A 14,936-nucleotide genomic window follows, 5' to 3' on the forward strand; every position below is an offset into this window, starting at 1 on the left:
TGGTGTGAACAGCTGGTGAGAGCAGCTGGTGAGAGCAGCTGGTGAGAACCACTGGTGAGAACCGCTGATGGGAAGAGGCTAGCCAGCCAAGTGGTCCGGACCATGGACCATTTATGCATCATGAGCGTGGGCCAATTCCGCGCCCGGCGTCATGGTGCACTCCGCCTGTAGGGCGACGCCCACCCTTACTCGGCCTCGGGGTCACGTGCCCCTCACGCACGATGCCCCGGGCAGTCCGACCGTGTGTCCTGGAGCCATGGGCATGCAAGCGATCACCGTGCGGGGCGAGGACGCCACGCACACGAACATTCCGGTCGTTGCCGACCGCCGAGCCTCCGAGGGGAAGTACTTGGGCCTGTTCGCCGCGCACCAGCCACCGGAGGGCGCCTGGTTCGCGACGTACACCGTGGACGCGCCGAGCGCCGGGGTCCACGAGCTGACCGCGGTGGCCACCGCGCCGGTCGAGGTGCCGCACACCGAGGCGGTCGCCTCGTACATCCAACTGGCCGTGAATGATGGGCCGGTGACGGAGATCGCTCGCTCGCAGCCCTACTGGTACGAGTCGAAGCCCGCCTGGGGCGGCCTCTCCACCCTGCGCCTCGGCGACGTGGAGCTGCGGCATGGCGAGAACTCGCTGACGTTCTCCGTGGCCGAACCGACCGTGGTGGACGACGCCACGGTCTATGTCCTCCGCCTGGACCACTTCACGCTGACCCCGGCCGAACACCCCACCCTGCGCGACGCGTTCGTCGGCGATCCGCGGACCGGTCTCGGCACGTACCGCCCTGGTGAAGACGCCTGCCTGACCTTGCGGCTGAGCGGCCACGCGACCCGGCCGCAGCGTGTGCGCTATACCGTCACGGACTACTTCGGGAAACGAGCCGCCTTCGGTGCCGCGACCATCGCGGAGGGAGAGTCGCAGACGACCGTCGGCCTGCCCCGACTGCCGCCCGGCAACTACCGTGTCGAAGCGGCCCTGACCGCCTCGAACGCCTCGCCCGCCTCGAACGCCACGCGCCCGCCCCTCACCCGCCACTTCGCATGCCTTCCGGAGGAGCGCCCCGCAGCCCACGGGCCGGCCAACCGCTTCGGCGTCAACGCGTTCGTCTCCTCCCTGGTCCCGCCCTCGCGTCTCGACGCCTTCGCCGCCGCGATGAAGGACATGGGCGTGGGCTGCGTACGGGACGGCAACTCCTGGCCCGCCGCCGAACCCGCACCCGGCGCCTACGACACCGCGCACTACGACCGCGTCACCAAGGCCCTGCGCCGCCAAGGCCTTTCGGCCGTCGAGGTCATCTCACCCGCCCCCGAGTGGGCCATGTCCGACGCCTCGCTGCCCCTCCCGGCCGACCTGCGCGTCGCCTACCACTACGCCCGCCACCTCGCCGCCGGACGCGACACCGCCGCCACCCCGCACGCGCTCCAGCTGTCGAACGAACCGGACGTCGACGTCACCCGCGGCACGGGCGACGCACACGCCGCGTACGTGAAGGCCGCCGCGCTCGGCATCGCGGGCGCGGACCGGCCGCCGCTCATCGTGCTGCCGGGCGTCGCCGAAGCGGGGCACTTCCAGAGGCTGATGCTGGAGAACGACGTCGTGCGGTACGCCGACGTGTGGGCGTTCCACGGCTATCCGGACCCCGCCGACCAGGACGAGCCCGAGTTCCCCGGCGCGGCGGACGAGCAGCACGAGCTCAGCCGCCGGTACGGGGCGGACATCCCCCTGTGGATGACCGAATGCGGAGTGTTCCTCGACGCGGCTCCGCAGACCGATCTCGACCCGGCCCAACAGGCCGTTCAGGCACGGTACTTGGTGCGTTCCATGGTGGAGGGGCTCGCCGCGGGGAACGATCGCCAGTTCTGGTTCGGCGGACCGCCCGTGCACGACGACGGCGTCTACTTCGGGCTGCTCAGCCGTGACTTCCAGCCCTGGCCCGCCTACAGCGCCTTCGCCGCGCTGACCTCGCTCCTCGGTGAGGCACACTTCGCGGGACCCGTGGTGGGGCTGCCCTCCCCGGTCGTCGGCCACGCCTTCGACACCGGGCGCGACCAGGAGACGGCCACGGTCCTGTGGGCGCCGCTTCGCTCACGTATCGAGCTGCCGCTGTCCGGCGGCCGGGCCGCGGTGTTCGACATCATGGGCAAGCGCGTCGCGACGGTCACCCCGTCAGCCGCGGGCACGGTCGGCGTGGACGTCTCACGCGATCCCGTGTACGTCGTGACCACCGGCGGTGGCACACCTCGTGAACGTCCCGCGCCGCGCCCGCGGGGCCGTGCCCGCTTGTCCCCGGCCGAGCACATCGTCCTCAGCCAGCGCTATCACGTGCGCAACGCGGCGCCGGGCAAGGACAACGGCGACGCCGAGCCGCCCCTGGGCTACCGGCTCGGCGCACGAACCCGCATGAGTCTCGACGTCCACAACTTCAACGACACACCCCGGACGGTCACCGTCACGGCGCACCCGGCAGAGGGGTGGTCGGCGAGGAGCACGGGTTCGCGCACCGTCGACGTACCGCCCATGGGCCGCGAGAGCGTGGAGTTCACGATCACCGCGGGCCGGGCGGTGGAACGCCGCGTCGACCATCGCCTCGCCTTCACCGCACGGCTGGCGACCGGCGCCGGTGGCACAGGCACCACCGCCGCCGTCCCGCCGTCGGTGTCATGGGTCCAGCTCAAGTCCCGCTACCCGCACCGCTTTTGAGCCGCCCCGGCCGCCGCACCATGTAGACGTCGATCGGGTCTTCCTCCTCGACGCCGAAACCGTGGCGCTCGTAGAGCCGCTGGGCCGCACTGCCCCGCAGGACGTTCAGGCGGACGAGATCGCCGTCGGCGTCGGCCCGGTCGAGCAGCCCGCGGAGTACGGCCGATCCCAGGCCCCGGCCCTGGAGTGCGGGGTCCAGGTAGAAGTGTTCGAGCCACTGGCCGTCCTCAGCGGGTCGCAGGGTCACGCAGCCCGCGAACACGCCGTCGGCGACGATGACCGAGGTGTGCAGTGGAGAGAAGGAGTCCCGCAGTCTCTGGCGCACCCGATGCTCGTCGAACCGGCCGAGCCGCTCCAGATCCGGGCGCATCACCCTCGCGCGCAGCTCGGCGATGGCCTCGACGTCGGTGGGCTCCGCGGCCCGCAGCGCCCACCCCGGGGCAGGCGCCGCGGCCTCCCGCGACTGTTCGGCATGCGTAGTCATGGCCGAAGTATCCGTCAGCGGATGACCCGCCAGCTGAGCGAGCCGGTCATCAGCTTGCGCAGTTCAGGGGCGCGGACCGCCTTGGTCGGGTCGGTGGCGCGTGCCGTGACGGTGTGCGCGCGTCCGTCGGCGGGCACCCCGAGCGCCTTGGCGGTCACGCTGTCCGCGCCCCGGGCCTTCCGCGCCTCGCGGCCGTCGACGTACCAGCGCAGTCGGGCGTGGGAAGACGCCTCGACGCGGATCCGCCCGGTGCCGCGCACCTTCCGGTCGGTGGGGGTGGTGGAGGAGAGGACGGGTGCGTGCTGGTGGAAGCCCGCGATCATCGCCTCGCGTCCGGGCAGGTTGAACTCGCGGCCCAGGGTGCGCATGATCGAGTCCTCGGTGGGGCGGTTGAGACCGTGCCCGTGGTAGCCGCCGCCCTCGTACGCGCCGACGGTGCCGCCGTCGGGTGATGCCTGGCCGAGCCAGCGATGCCACTTCACCTTCTGCGCGGCCATCTCGGCGGCGCTGAGTTTGGAGAGGTTGGACTCGCCCGGCTCGGGGCCGGTGTAGGTGCTCTCGTCGTACCAGTACTCGTCGGCGAGCTTGCCGAAGGAGTGGCCGGTCTCGTGGACGGCGACCTGGTCCGAGTCGGGGTGGTCGGAGGAGGCGGTGCCTATGCCGTCGTACCCCGAGGGCGAGGTGATGGCGTTGTAGCCGGCGCCGCCGTACTTGGTGGAGTTGCTGAGCACGATGACGAGATCGGGGTCGGCGGCCTTGCTCGCGTACGCCTCGACCTTGTTGGTGTCGACGCACAGCAGCCGCTCGATGCCGTCGCAGAAGAACGCCGAGTCCAGGGCGGTGTTCTTGCGGACGTCGCTCGTCGGGTCGCCCGAGACGCCGGAGTCCCGCGAGTGCGCGTCGACGGCCCAGACGTTGAACAGGTCCTCGTACTCGGCGTACGGCTCGACGGCGGCCATCTGCTTCCACTTGCTCCGCACGTCGGCGTGGAAGTCCGCCTGCTGGGCCGCGGTGTAGCCGTCGCCGATGAAGACGACGTCGACCTTGGTGTCGCTCGCTCCGGCCTCCACGATCGGCAGGACGTCGCCGTCGTCCTGGATCGTGGCCCGTTCCTTCCTGGTGAGCGGGGTGGAGCTCGGGATGTCGGTGTGGCGGGGGCGGCTGTCGGGACGGGTGAAGTACTCGACCTCGACGCGGTCGCCATTGGTGTTGGTGCCGGTGCCGGTGCCGGTGTCGGTGCCGTGGGCGGCTGCCCGCGCGCTGCCGTCCTGGCCCTGGTCCGCGGCGACCGGCGCGGAGGCGGCGAGCGCCGCTGCCAGGGCGACTCCGGTGGCGATGGCGAGCCGCTTGCGGGATATGCGGGATATACGGGAAGCGTGTCTACGCATGGAGGATCTCCCGATGAGTCGGCGCGGACCCGGACGCGGGGTCGGCAAGTCCGCGATATAAGTGGGGGGTTAAGGGAGCTTAAGGCGCGGTTCAATGTAGGGGCTGCGGGGAATCCAGGCAATGCCCGAGGCGCAAGGTGACGGTGGGAATCGTGAGTTCGCGCCCCACATGCCCAAGTGCGCGTGGCCCAGGCCTTGATGGACGTAGCTCAGACCCGGAGAGGGAGAGATGACGGAGAGCGGAACTGCGGGCGGCCGACTGGACGAGCCCGTGGCGATCGGGCGTCGCGTCCTGCGACTGCGCACGGAACTAGGCCTCACCCAGCGGCAGTTGGCCGAACCCGCGTACACGCCCGCCTACGTCTCCACACTGGAGTCGGGCAAGGTGAGGCCCTCCGAGGCCGCCCTTCGGCACCTGGCCCAGCGTCTCGGCGTCACTCCCGAGGAACTCGCGACGGGGCGCCCGGCCCGCCTCGCCGCCGAGCTGCGCCTGCGCCTCACCGACGCGCGGCGCGCCCTGGCCGCCGGGTCTCCCGAGGACGCCGCCTCCCTCTTCCGCGCGTTGTGCGCCGAAGCCGTCGAGCACGGCCTGCCGGGGGAGCGGGCCACCGCACTCCTCGGTCTGGGCGACTGCCTCCTCGAATCCGGTGACCTCGACGGCGCGCACGAGTGCTTCGCCTCGGTGGAGCGGCTGCTCGCCGACGAGCCGCTGCCGCGCCGCGTCCCCGCCATCCGAGGCCGAGCCAACGCCCACCGCCTCACGGGCGAACTCCGCTACGCCTGCCATCTGCTGGAGACCGCTCTCGACCAGCTCAACGCTTCGGGCCTGCACGACCCCGACGCCCTGCTCCTCCTCTACTCGGCGTCCATCGCCCCGTACATGGACATGGGCGCACACGAGCGCGCCGCGCACGCCGCCGAACTGGCCCTCGCGCTCGCGCCGCGCGTGGACGACCCCGCCCTGCTCGCCGGGATGCACCGCGGGGTGGCCCGTACGCTCATCGCCCAGGGCCGCATCGCCGAAGCCGACGCGTCGCTGGCCAGAGCCCAGGACCTCTACCAGCAGCTGCACATCCGCACCGAACTCGCCCACTGCCACTGGATGCGCGGCTACGTCCACGCCCAGGACGGCGTCCTGGAACGCGCCGAGACCGAACTGCGCACCGCGCACGACATGCTCACCACCAAGCGGGCCGCGCTCTACGCCCAGCAGGTCGAAGTGGAGCTCGCGGACGTGCTGCGCCGGCGCGGCAGGATCCGGGAGGCCGAGGCGCTGCTGAGGCCGCTGCTTGCCGCAGGCCCGGAGACGACGGAGACCCCGGCCCTGCGAGCGGGACGCGGCGCGGTGCACAGGGGCGCCGCACACCGGCTGCTCGGCCTCATCGCGGAGGAGTGCGGTGACACGGAGGGCGCCGAGGAGCACTACCGCGCCGCCCTGCCGCTGCTCGAACGCGCGGGCGCGGCCGGGGACATGGCCGGCCTGTGCTGCCTCCTCGGCGATCTGCTCCGGCGCACGGGACGGACGGAGGCGGCCCTGGACGCCTACCGCACCGGCCTCGCCCACCGGACCACGCCGGGCACGACGACGCTGGGACCGGCGCCCGCGCCACCGCCGATGTGAGGGGCCGTGGGCAGATCGCCGAGCGAATGTCCGGCTTTCGTCACGGTGCTGTGCGCGTGGACAACCTGACGTCCACTTATGTCCGTATGCCTGCTAAAAATACGGGCGGCACAGGGACGCAGACCGTCTTGTGCGCATCCATCGCATCATTTTGACAGTTGGGCCCGCGAGGGCCGCAGGGGGAAAGGCACCAGCCTGATGAACCACGCACGCACGACCGCCGCAGTCCTGGCCACGGCAGGGGCACTCACGGCCGCTCAGCTCGGCTTCGCCGGATCCGCGTCCGCGGCGGACGCACCGAAGACGCCGAAGGCGTCGGCCGCCGCGGCGCAGAGCGCCGGCTGCCCGATCGACATCGTCTACACGTCCCGGTTCTACATCGGCCCGGGCGGATGGGTAAAGGGCGACGGCCTGTACTTCGGCCTCAAGAACAAGAGCACCAAGACGTTCAAGAAGGTCACCTTCACGGTCAGCAACGTCAAGAACGTCCGCTTCGGCACGGCGAAGGCGAAGGGCGGCAAGGTCACGCACAAGACCTCGAAGACCGTCTCCGTCTACGACAAGAGCCTGAAGGGCAAGGCCAGCCTCGGCGTCAGGGTCAAGACGCGCCTGCTGAACACCAGGTCGTACAAGGTGAAGTTCAAGGTGCACGGCAACGGCTGGAACTGCGCCGTCAACCAGGGCACGTGGGGCGCCTGATCATCGGACAGCCCATGCCTGCGGGGTCCGGATCCGTTCGGGCCCCGCAGGCCTGCCCGCGACTCACCCGCACCGAGCGAACGTGATCGCGAGTAGCATCCGAACCCTCGGCGGTGTGCGTGCGAAATGACAAGAGGGTCTGGAGCGGTCAAGTGGACGACGTAGCGCGGGCGGGGCTCGGTGGCGGGAAGTACCTGCTGGTCACCAGTTACCGCAAGAACGGCACCCCGGTGCCGAGCCCCGTCTGGGTCGTCGAGGACGGCGACGCGCTCGGTATCTGGACGGTCGCGGACTCCTGGAAGGTCAAGCGGATCCGCAACCGAGCCGACGTCCTGATCGGCCCCTGCGACCTGCGGGGCAACCCCACGGGTGAGTCGATTCCCGCCACCGCCGAGATCTGCGACCCGGAGACCACCGCGCGCTACCGCACCCTCCTCAGGCGCAAGTACGGCCTGATCGGCCGTCTCACCCTGCTCGGCAGCAAGCTCCGGCGCGGCACGAGCGGGACGGTAGGCATCCGCATCACACCGACGGAGTGACACCCCGCAGCCCCCGCGTCACGTCCTGCTCAGCTCCCCGGCCATCTCGTTACGGAAGCCGATCGCAGCCTCCCGCGCCTGCCGCAGCCCCATGCGTGCGAAGTCGGCTTCGAGCTCGGCGAGTTCGGCCAGCGTCTCGCTCCGGTCGCGGCCGAGCCAGGCGCGCGACTTGGCAAGGCCGAGGCGGGACAGGGCCGCGCCGCGCGGCTCCCGCATGGCGTCGAACTCCTCCAGGGCGATGGCATACATCTCGCGGGCCGCGGCGTAACTCCCGTCCCGGTACAGGACATTGCCGCGCATCTTGTGGTTGTACGCGAGCGCGCTCGCCAGATCCATGGCCCGGCAGATGACCTCCGCCTCCGAGAGCAGCGCGAGCGCCTTCTCCGCATCGCCCCGCAGCGAGAGGACGTCGGCGACCCCGCGCAGCGACCAGGCGCGCCCCCGCGCGTCCTGCGCCTCGGCCGAGATCCTGACGCACTCCTCGAACAGCTCCAGCGCCTCGGCGTAGTCGCCGGTGTTCCGCCGCATCTGGGCTATGCCGGACATCGCCCACACCATGTGCCGCGCCTCCCCGTGCGCCCGGCCCTGTTCCAGGAGCTGCTCGTGGAGGGCGGCCACCGCCGCGTAGTCCCCCTGGATGCGTCCCGTCTCGGCGAGTCCGGCGAGTGCGTAGCCGTGCGCGAGCCGCTCGCCGCTGTCGGCAGCCAGCTCGACTCCCCAGGCCAACAGGCGCCGGGCGAGCCGCAGTTGGCCGCACTGGCGGGCCAGCGTGCCGCCGCTCCACAGCGCCCAGGCCATGGCGCCGCCGTCCCCCGCGACGCGTGCGCTGCGGTAGCTCTGGCGCCAGGCGGAACCCGCGTCGTCCACCTGGCCGAGCCGCCGGTTGGCCTCGGCAAGCGCGAGTGCGGCGCGCGCCCTCTCCAGTGCGGTGTCCGCCCGGGAGAGGGCGCGGTCCGCCTCCGCCAGCACCTCCTCGTAGGAGGAGTTCACCCCGAGTGCCGCGCCCAACTCGCCCTGGTATTCGGGCGCGAATGCCTTGCCGTGCATAGATCCATGACCTCTCGATCAACTCCGTACGCCGGTCTCCGTACGTTGATCAAGAAGCTACGAGCGGGGCGGGGTGCGGCGAATCCCTCCGCGTATGGGTCATTCCGTACGACTCCAGGGCTACGCGCGGGGCCATGGTCATCATCGGGATGTACGGGGAGGGAGGGGCCGCCGCAAGGAACTGCGGCGTCAGGTGCCGGTCAGATGCCGGTCAGCTGCCGTCCGCCGCGGGAGCGGTCGCGGTCGCCGCCTGGAGCGCCGTGATGCACGCGGCGATCGACTGCTGCAGCTCTTCGAGGCGCCGCAGCATGTCGTCCTCGTAGATGTCCTCGGCCTCGGCATCGTCGAAGGTCAGCTCCTCGAAGACCTTCGTCGCCTTCTGCAGGCTGCTGTAGAACTTCGCGCGGCGCTCCTGCACCCGCAGCTGCGGGTCGCTCTGGACGGTCTGGGCGACCAGGTCCTTCACGGTGTCGTACGCCTCGCGGGCCCACTCGCCGGAGTCCTCGCCCTCGTCGAGCTCGTCGATGAGGGACAGATGCCGCTCGGCCTCCTCCTTCAGCTCGGCGGGCGCGTCGATCAGCTGCCCCGCCGGCGTCTTGACCTGCCCCTTGTCGACGATCTGGCGTACGTAGTCGACGCGGTCGCCCGCCTTCGCCTCGGCCGCGACAGCCTTCTTGAGGTCGTCGGCCCGCACGATGTCGCGCACAAGCTCGGTGCGCAGCGCCGGGTCATCGTCGAGCCGGTCCATCAGCGCGCGCCGCGCCGCCTCGGCGGTCCCGGGGTCGGCGAGGATCGCGGCCCGCAGCGCTGTGGGGTTCTCGGCCACCTCCAGGGCCTTGGTGGGGCGGATGCCCTCGGCCTCCGCGGCCTCCGTGATCGCGGTGCCGCGCGACGAGAGGGCGCTGGACCGGGAGGTGTAGTACGTCAACCAGACGTCGGAGTCGGGAAGTTCGATGTCCTCGCCGGGCGTGAGCGCCTCGAAGTGGGGTACGAGGCCATCGTCAGCGGCCTTGTCCCACGCTTTGTAGTAGCGCATGACGCGCTCGGCCGAGCAGCCGGCAAGATCGCTGAACTCCTTCGCGGAGACCTTCGGCGTCTCGTCGGAGCCCTGTCCGCCGGGGCGCACACTGCGCGCCACCTTGAGGGCGAAGGCCCAGCCGCCGGTCCGTGCGTAGGCACCGAACTCGCGGGCGTCCCGGGCCACCGGCTCGGGCACCTCCGGCGACGGGGCGGCTTCAGACGGCGCGATGGCAAGAGTCACGAAGGTTCTCCTGGATGGTGATGACAAGTATCTGAGAGCTGACTCGACACCTTATCTCTCCTATTGAGGTGTTATGAGGGCGAGTTGTTCTGGGGTGAACAGGTCTCCCCAGGCGCGGAGGCGAAGCCTCCGGTGATCGGGCGCGCGGTGTGGGTCCTACACATCTTGATCACCTCTCCTCCCCGAGGATGACCCGGCGTGCACGGCACTACAGCGCCCGTGGGCGCAGAGTCCGACTCTGAGTCTGACTTCCGGGCCGGAGCGTGCCTGGACTATTGAAGGGAACCTGCTGACCGCCCTGACGTGCGCTGATCGTGCCGCGGGAGGTCTCACTCCGCCTGCCGACACCGACGGGAGCCCCCTTCGCCGTGGCTACGTTCCTCTACAAACTGGGCCGCCTCGCCTTCCGGCGACGCCGCTATGTGGCACTGATGTGGGTGGTGCTGCTCGCCGGCGTCGGCTTCTCCGCGTCCGCGGCACCCGCACCGCCCGAAGACTCCTTCTCCATGCCGGGCACGGAGTCCCAGAAGGCCTTCGACCTCCTCGACGAGAAGTTCCCGGCGGCCAGCGCCGAGGGCGCCACGGCCCGCGTCGTCATCCGCGCCCCCGAGGGCGAGAAGCTGACCGAGTCCGGTCCCAAGGGCGACGTCGAGAAGCTGGTCAAGACCCTGGGCGAAGGCCCGCAGGTCGCCGAGGTCGCCGACCCCTTCAAGGCCAACGCCGTCAGCAAGGACGGCACCACCGCGTACGCGTCCGTCACGTACAAGGTCAACGCCCAGGAGCTCACCGACAAGGCGCGTGACGCGCTGACCAAGGCCACCGACGACAGCCGCAAGACAGGCTTCACCGTCGAGACCGGCGGCGACGCCGTGATGGCCGAGCAGGAGATGGGCGGCACCGCCGAACTCATCGGCATCGCGGTCTCCGCGGTCGTCCTGATCATCACCTTCGGCTCGATGATCGCCGCGGGCATGCCGCTCCTCACCGCCATCATCGGCGTGGGCATCGGCGTCTCGGGCATCGCGGCCCTCGGTAGCCTCCTCGACCTCTCCGCCACGACCTCGACGCTCGCGATGATGATCGGCCTCGCCGTCGGCATCGACTACGCACTCTTCATCGTCTCCCGCTACCGGGCTGAGATCGCCGACGGCCGTGAACCGGAGGAGGCCGCGGGCCGCGCCACCGGCACCGCCGGTTCCGCCGTGGTGTTCGCCGGACTCACCGTCATCGTCGCGCTGTCCGGCCTGGCGATCGTCAACATCCCGATCCTCACGAAGATGGGCCTGGCCGCGGCCGGCACGGTCGCGATAGCCGTCCTCATCGCGCTCACCATGATCCCCGCGCTGCTCGGCTTCGCGGGCAAGAAGGTGCTGCGCCGCAAGGACCGCAAGAAGGCGCCGTCCGAGCTGCAGGACCCGAACGCCAAGCCGAAGCTGGGCACCCGCTGGGCGCGCTTCGTGCTGCGCCGCCCGCTTCCGGTGCTGCTGCTCGCCGTGGTCGGCCTCGGTACCGCCGCCGTCCCGATGGCCAGCCTGGAGCTCGGCCTGCCCGACGAGGGCACGTCGGCGCCGGACACCACGCAGCGCAAGGCGTACGACATGCTGTCCGAGTCCTTCGGCGCCGGCTTCAACGGCCCGCTGATGGTCACCGTCGACACCGACAAGGACAAGGGTGCGGCCGCCGCGGCCGGCACCGTCGGCAAGGAGATCGCCAAGATCGACGGCGTCGCCGCCGTCACGCCGGCGAACGGCAACAAGTCCGACGACACCGCGATCTTCAACGTCGTACCGACGACCGGCCCGAGTGACCACAAGACCGAGGGCGTCGTCAAGGAGATCCGCTCGACGGTCGACGGTCTCGGGGACAAGACGGGCTCCGAGGTCCTGGTCACCGGCGCCACCGCCATGACCATCGACTTCTCGCAGACCCTGGACGACGCGCTCCTGCCCTACCTGGGACTCGTCGTCGGCCTGGCCTTCCTGCTCCTGATGCTGGTCTTCCGCTCGGTCCTCGTACCGCTCAAGGCGGCACTCGGCTTCCTCCTGTCGGTGGCCGCCGCGCTCGGCGCCGTCGTCGCGGTCTTCCAGTGGGGCTGGTTCGCCGACATCGTCGGCGTGGACCAACCTGGCCCGATCATGAGCATGATGCCGATCTTCATGATCGGCGTGGTCTTCGGCCTGGCGATGGACTACGAGGTCTTCCTCGTGACGCGCATGCGTGAGGCGTACGTCCACGGGGCGCGCGCCGGCGAGGCCGTCGTCACCGGCTTCACGCACGGCGGACGGGTCGTCGCGGCCGCGGCGGTCATCATGATCAGCGTCTTCTCCGGCTTCATCATGGAGAACGACGACATGATCAAGATGATGGGCTTCGGTCTGGCCATCGCCGTCCTCTTCGACGCCTTCGTCGTCCGCATGGCGATCGTCCCGGCCGTGCTCGCCCTCCTGGGCGACAAGGCCTGGTGGCTGCCGAAGTGGCTCGACCGCGCGCTGCCGAACGTCGACGTGGAGGGCGAGAAGCTGCACAAGCAGCTCGGCGACTACCCCGCGGCACGCGAGGACGACCAGGACCGGGAGCTGGAGTCCGTACGCGGCTGAGCACCTGACGCTCCGTGAGGAGTACGCCCGTCAGCCCGGTGACCGATCACGGTCACCGGGCTGACGCCTGTCCTGGGCGACCGGCCGCCAGGGTCAGCGGTCCGCGAAGACCATCCAGACCTGACCGCGGGCGAAGGGCATCCGCTGTCCGTTGGAGAGGGTGAAGGTCGTGCCGCCCTCGGGGCTCGACCGCTTCCAGCGGGTCTCGTACGCCTTGCCGTCCCGCAGGACGGTCGCCCTGCCGCTGCCGACCGTCTTGATGTACGGAGTCGCCGCGCCGTTGACGTCCTTGTAGCGCGACGGGGGCATGTCCACGTGCTGGATCACGATCGTCCTCGCCCCGAGCCGCGCCCCTGAGGTGCTGCGGGCCGGGGCCCCGTCGAAGGACGCGAGCCAGCGGCGCTCCCCGGGCGACCAGCTGAAGGTGTGGCTGGCCGAGGAGTAGCGGACGGTCCGCGCCGTGGCGGGGCTGCCGCCGGCCGGGGCCGGGCCGAAGCGGAAGCCGATGTCGGCGGCCTGGTCGGCCTTCGGGGCCGAGCGCAGCACGGACTGGGGGCGGACGAAGAGATTGTGCGGGGCGGGGCGGCTGCCGTCGCGGAAGTAGGCGCCCGGGAGGCGGCCGGGCGAGCGGACGTACAGCGGGGACCGGTTGAGCATCTTGTTGAGCGAGCTGCGCACCCCCGAGTAGGCCAGGGCCGGGCGGCCGAACTGCCGCAGCAGCTCGACGTCGGACTCCCGCGCGCTGCGCACCGGGCCGACAGCCTCCGGCAGACGGCTCGAATACACACCCATCAGCCGGCTCATGCCGCCCTCGACCTTCTCCACGTAGACGATGTCCGCCTGCGCGAGACCGGTGTGCGGCCGGGCCATGCGGGCGTTGTCGAGCTTCACCGCGAGGACCGGCCCCTGATCCGCCTTCTTCCCGGTGAAGGGCGACCGTTCCAGGGGCGGGGCCCCGGTGTCCGCCGGTGCGCTCTCGTGGGCGGCACCCATGGTGAGCGCGCCCACGGCGACGGTGGCGAGAAGGCGTGTGCCGACGCGGGTACGGCGGCGGGCCCGGCTCCCTGATCCGGCCTGATCCACACGAGAGGCCCTAGCTGTCATCGCGGTTCTCCGTTCGTCCCCGAACGCGCGGTTGGGGGACCAGTTCGTTCCTGGCAGTGGCAGCCGCAGTCCTTCCTCCGCCGCGCGGGCGGTGAACCCGGTTAGGGCCATACAGGCGTCAGGACTCACCGCAGCGGCGTACACGCCGGACCCTCCCGCGGGCCCGGCGCGCTCCTTAGGGCCTGTCCGATGGGTCAGGCCCTAGTAGCCGTCAGGCGGTGTGCAGGGTCAGGCCGTAGCGCCCGAGGATCTCGTTGACCGGCTGGTGCCAGGTCTGGCCGCCGCCGCTGCAGTTGCCCCAGCCGCCGGAGGTGACGCCCTGGGCCTGGTCGCCGCTGATGAACGAGCCGCCGGAGTCGCCCGGTTCCGCGCAGACGCTCGTCTTGGTCATCTGGTGGACGGCGCCCTGGCTGTAGTTGACGGTCTCGTTCTTGGCGAGCACGGTGCCGCAGTGCCAGTGCGTGGTGGAGCCGGAGCGGCAGACCGACGCTCCCACGGGCGCCTCGGCCGAACCGCGGACGAGCTGGTCGGGGACGGTGCCCCAGCCGAGCACCACGGGGACGGTCCACCAGCCGTTGCCCACGCTGACGTACGCGTAGTCGTCACCGGGGAACGAGGAGCCCTGGAAGCTGCCGATGTTCGAGCCGTCCCAGCCGCGCACCCCGGCTCCGGCCCGCCCGCAGTGGCCCGCCGTGACGAAGCCGCCGTGCACCGAGAAGCCGATGGAACAGCGGACGTTGCCGGTGTAGTAGGGGTCGCCGCCCACGGTGCCCGCGGCGAAGGTGCTCGGTGCCTTGCCGACGGTCTCGACCTTGACGGGGCCCGCCTTCCGGGCGCGGTCGACGAAGCGTCGGACATCGTTGTCGTCCTTCTGAGCGGCGACGACGTTCACCACGATGGTGTTGCCGCGCGGCGCCACGTGCCAGCTGCTGACGCCCTTGGGCGCGGACAGGGAGTCGATGCGCTCCTTGGCGGCGTCCAGTTCCTTCGCGCTGTGGCGGACCACGCGGACGGTCGCGCCGGTCGCGCGCAGGGCGGCGGTCCTGCCCGCGCTCGTGGTGGCGACGGTCAGCTTCGCGGTGTCCGCGTCGTACCAGGATCCGGCGTACGTGGATCCGGCCGCCCGCTGCGCCGCGCGGTCGACGCGGATCGCGGTCTTCTCGGCGGCGAGACGGGCGCGCGCCTGGCTCGCGGTGAGTCCGAGGTCGTCCTGCAGGGCAGTGAGCATGCCCGCGGAGGCCGGGGGAGCGGAGGGTGCGGGGGCGGCTCCGGCGGTGGAAGTGAGCGAGGCGCTCGCCCACGTGCCGACCAGGAGTAAGGAGGAGAAGGCGATGCGGACTCCGGTTCTGCGTCTCATGGCTGTGCCCTTTCTGTCGTTCCATCGGGGTGGGGAGGAACAGGGTGATGAGAGCGCTCTCACGATGAGTTCAGGCGGAGCATAAGAGTGGTCTGGCGGTCATGTCCATACCAACTGAGCGTTCCCGAGCGGCCATTG

General features: G+C 70.9%; 11 protein-coding genes. 5 read left to right on the top strand and 6 right to left on the bottom strand.

All coding sequences use genetic code 11. The features are described 5' to 3' along the window. The first annotated feature begins 262 nt into the window (after positions 1 to 262). Complete coding sequence (locus E5671_RS40900) at positions 263 to 2,701, top strand: hypothetical protein (protein ID WP_160509267.1); 2,439 nt, start codon at positions 263 to 265, stop codon at positions 2,699 to 2,701. On the opposite strand, the gene E5671_RS40905 is transcribed toward E5671_RS40900, so the two are convergent. Together E5671_RS40905 and E5671_RS40910 are read right to left on the bottom strand one after the other, a co-directional pair. Continuing rightward, on the bottom strand, positions 2,673 to 3,185 hold the full coding sequence (locus E5671_RS40905) for a GNAT family N-acetyltransferase (RefSeq protein WP_160509268.1): 513 nt from the start codon (positions 3,183 to 3,185) through the stop codon (positions 2,673 to 2,675). The genes E5671_RS40900 and E5671_RS40905 overlap by 29 nt on opposite strands. A 14-nt stretch (positions 3,186 to 3,199) precedes the next feature. Beyond that, positions 3,200 to 4,573, bottom strand: a complete 1,374-nt coding sequence (locus E5671_RS40910) for a M64 family metallopeptidase (protein ID WP_160509269.1) — start codon at positions 4,571 to 4,573, stop codon at positions 3,200 to 3,202. A 229-nt stretch (positions 4,574 to 4,802) separates the two neighbouring features. Between E5671_RS40910 and E5671_RS40915 the strand changes: the two genes are divergently transcribed. From E5671_RS40915 to E5671_RS40925, 3 genes are all read left to right on the top strand, one after another. Continuing rightward, positions 4,803 to 6,194: a helix-turn-helix domain-containing protein gene (locus tag E5671_RS40915; protein WP_160509270.1), complete on the top strand. Its 1,392-nt coding sequence runs from the start codon at positions 4,803 to 4,805 to the stop codon at positions 6,192 to 6,194. Between the two features lie 198 nt (positions 6,195 to 6,392). Continuing rightward, a complete protein-coding gene (locus E5671_RS40920; protein WP_160509271.1) occupies positions 6,393 to 6,893 on the top strand; it encodes a hypothetical protein in 501 nt (166 codons plus the stop codon). Positions 6,894 to 7,045: 152 nt separating this feature from the next. Beyond that, complete coding sequence (locus tag E5671_RS40925; RefSeq protein WP_160509272.1) at positions 7,046 to 7,432, top strand: PPOX class F420-dependent oxidoreductase; 387 nt, start codon at positions 7,046 to 7,048, stop codon at positions 7,430 to 7,432. An 18-nt stretch (positions 7,433 to 7,450) separates the two neighbouring features. Here the strand turns inward: E5671_RS40925 and E5671_RS40930 are convergent, their stop codons facing one another. Next, positions 7,451 to 8,479 (bottom strand): tetratricopeptide repeat protein, encoded by a 1,029-nt coding sequence (locus tag E5671_RS40930; protein WP_160509273.1) that lies wholly within the window; start codon positions 8,477 to 8,479, stop codon positions 7,451 to 7,453. Positions 8,480 to 8,690: 211 nt separating this feature from the next. After that, the gene (locus tag E5671_RS40935; protein WP_160509274.1) at positions 8,691 to 9,740 is read right to left on the bottom strand and encodes a hypothetical protein; all 1,050 of its coding nucleotides are present in this window, start codon (positions 9,738 to 9,740) and stop codon (positions 8,691 to 8,693) included. 368 nt (positions 9,741 to 10,108) lie between these two features. Between E5671_RS40935 and E5671_RS40940 the strand changes: the two genes are divergently transcribed. Next, positions 10,109 to 12,337: an MMPL family transporter gene (locus E5671_RS40940; protein WP_160509275.1), complete on the top strand. Its 2,229-nt coding sequence runs from the start codon at positions 10,109 to 10,111 to the stop codon at positions 12,335 to 12,337. A 93-nt stretch (positions 12,338 to 12,430) separates the two neighbouring features. Here E5671_RS40940 and E5671_RS40945 read toward each other — a convergent pair whose 3' ends face one another. Together E5671_RS40945 and E5671_RS40950 are read right to left on the bottom strand one after the other, a co-directional pair. Then, a complete protein-coding gene (locus E5671_RS40945; protein WP_160509276.1) occupies positions 12,431 to 13,441 on the bottom strand; it encodes a DUF3048 domain-containing protein in 1,011 nt (336 codons plus the stop codon). Positions 13,442 to 13,652: 211 nt separating this feature from the next. Next, entirely contained in the window at positions 13,653 to 14,798 is a 1,146-nt protein-coding gene (locus tag E5671_RS40950) for a S1 family peptidase (protein ID WP_160509277.1), read from the bottom strand. Between the last annotated feature and the right edge of the window lie 138 nt (positions 14,799 to 14,936).

The organism is Streptomyces sp. BA2 (assembly GCF_009769735.1).
Classification (GTDB): Bacteria; Actinomycetota; Actinomycetes; order Streptomycetales; family Streptomycetaceae; genus Streptomyces.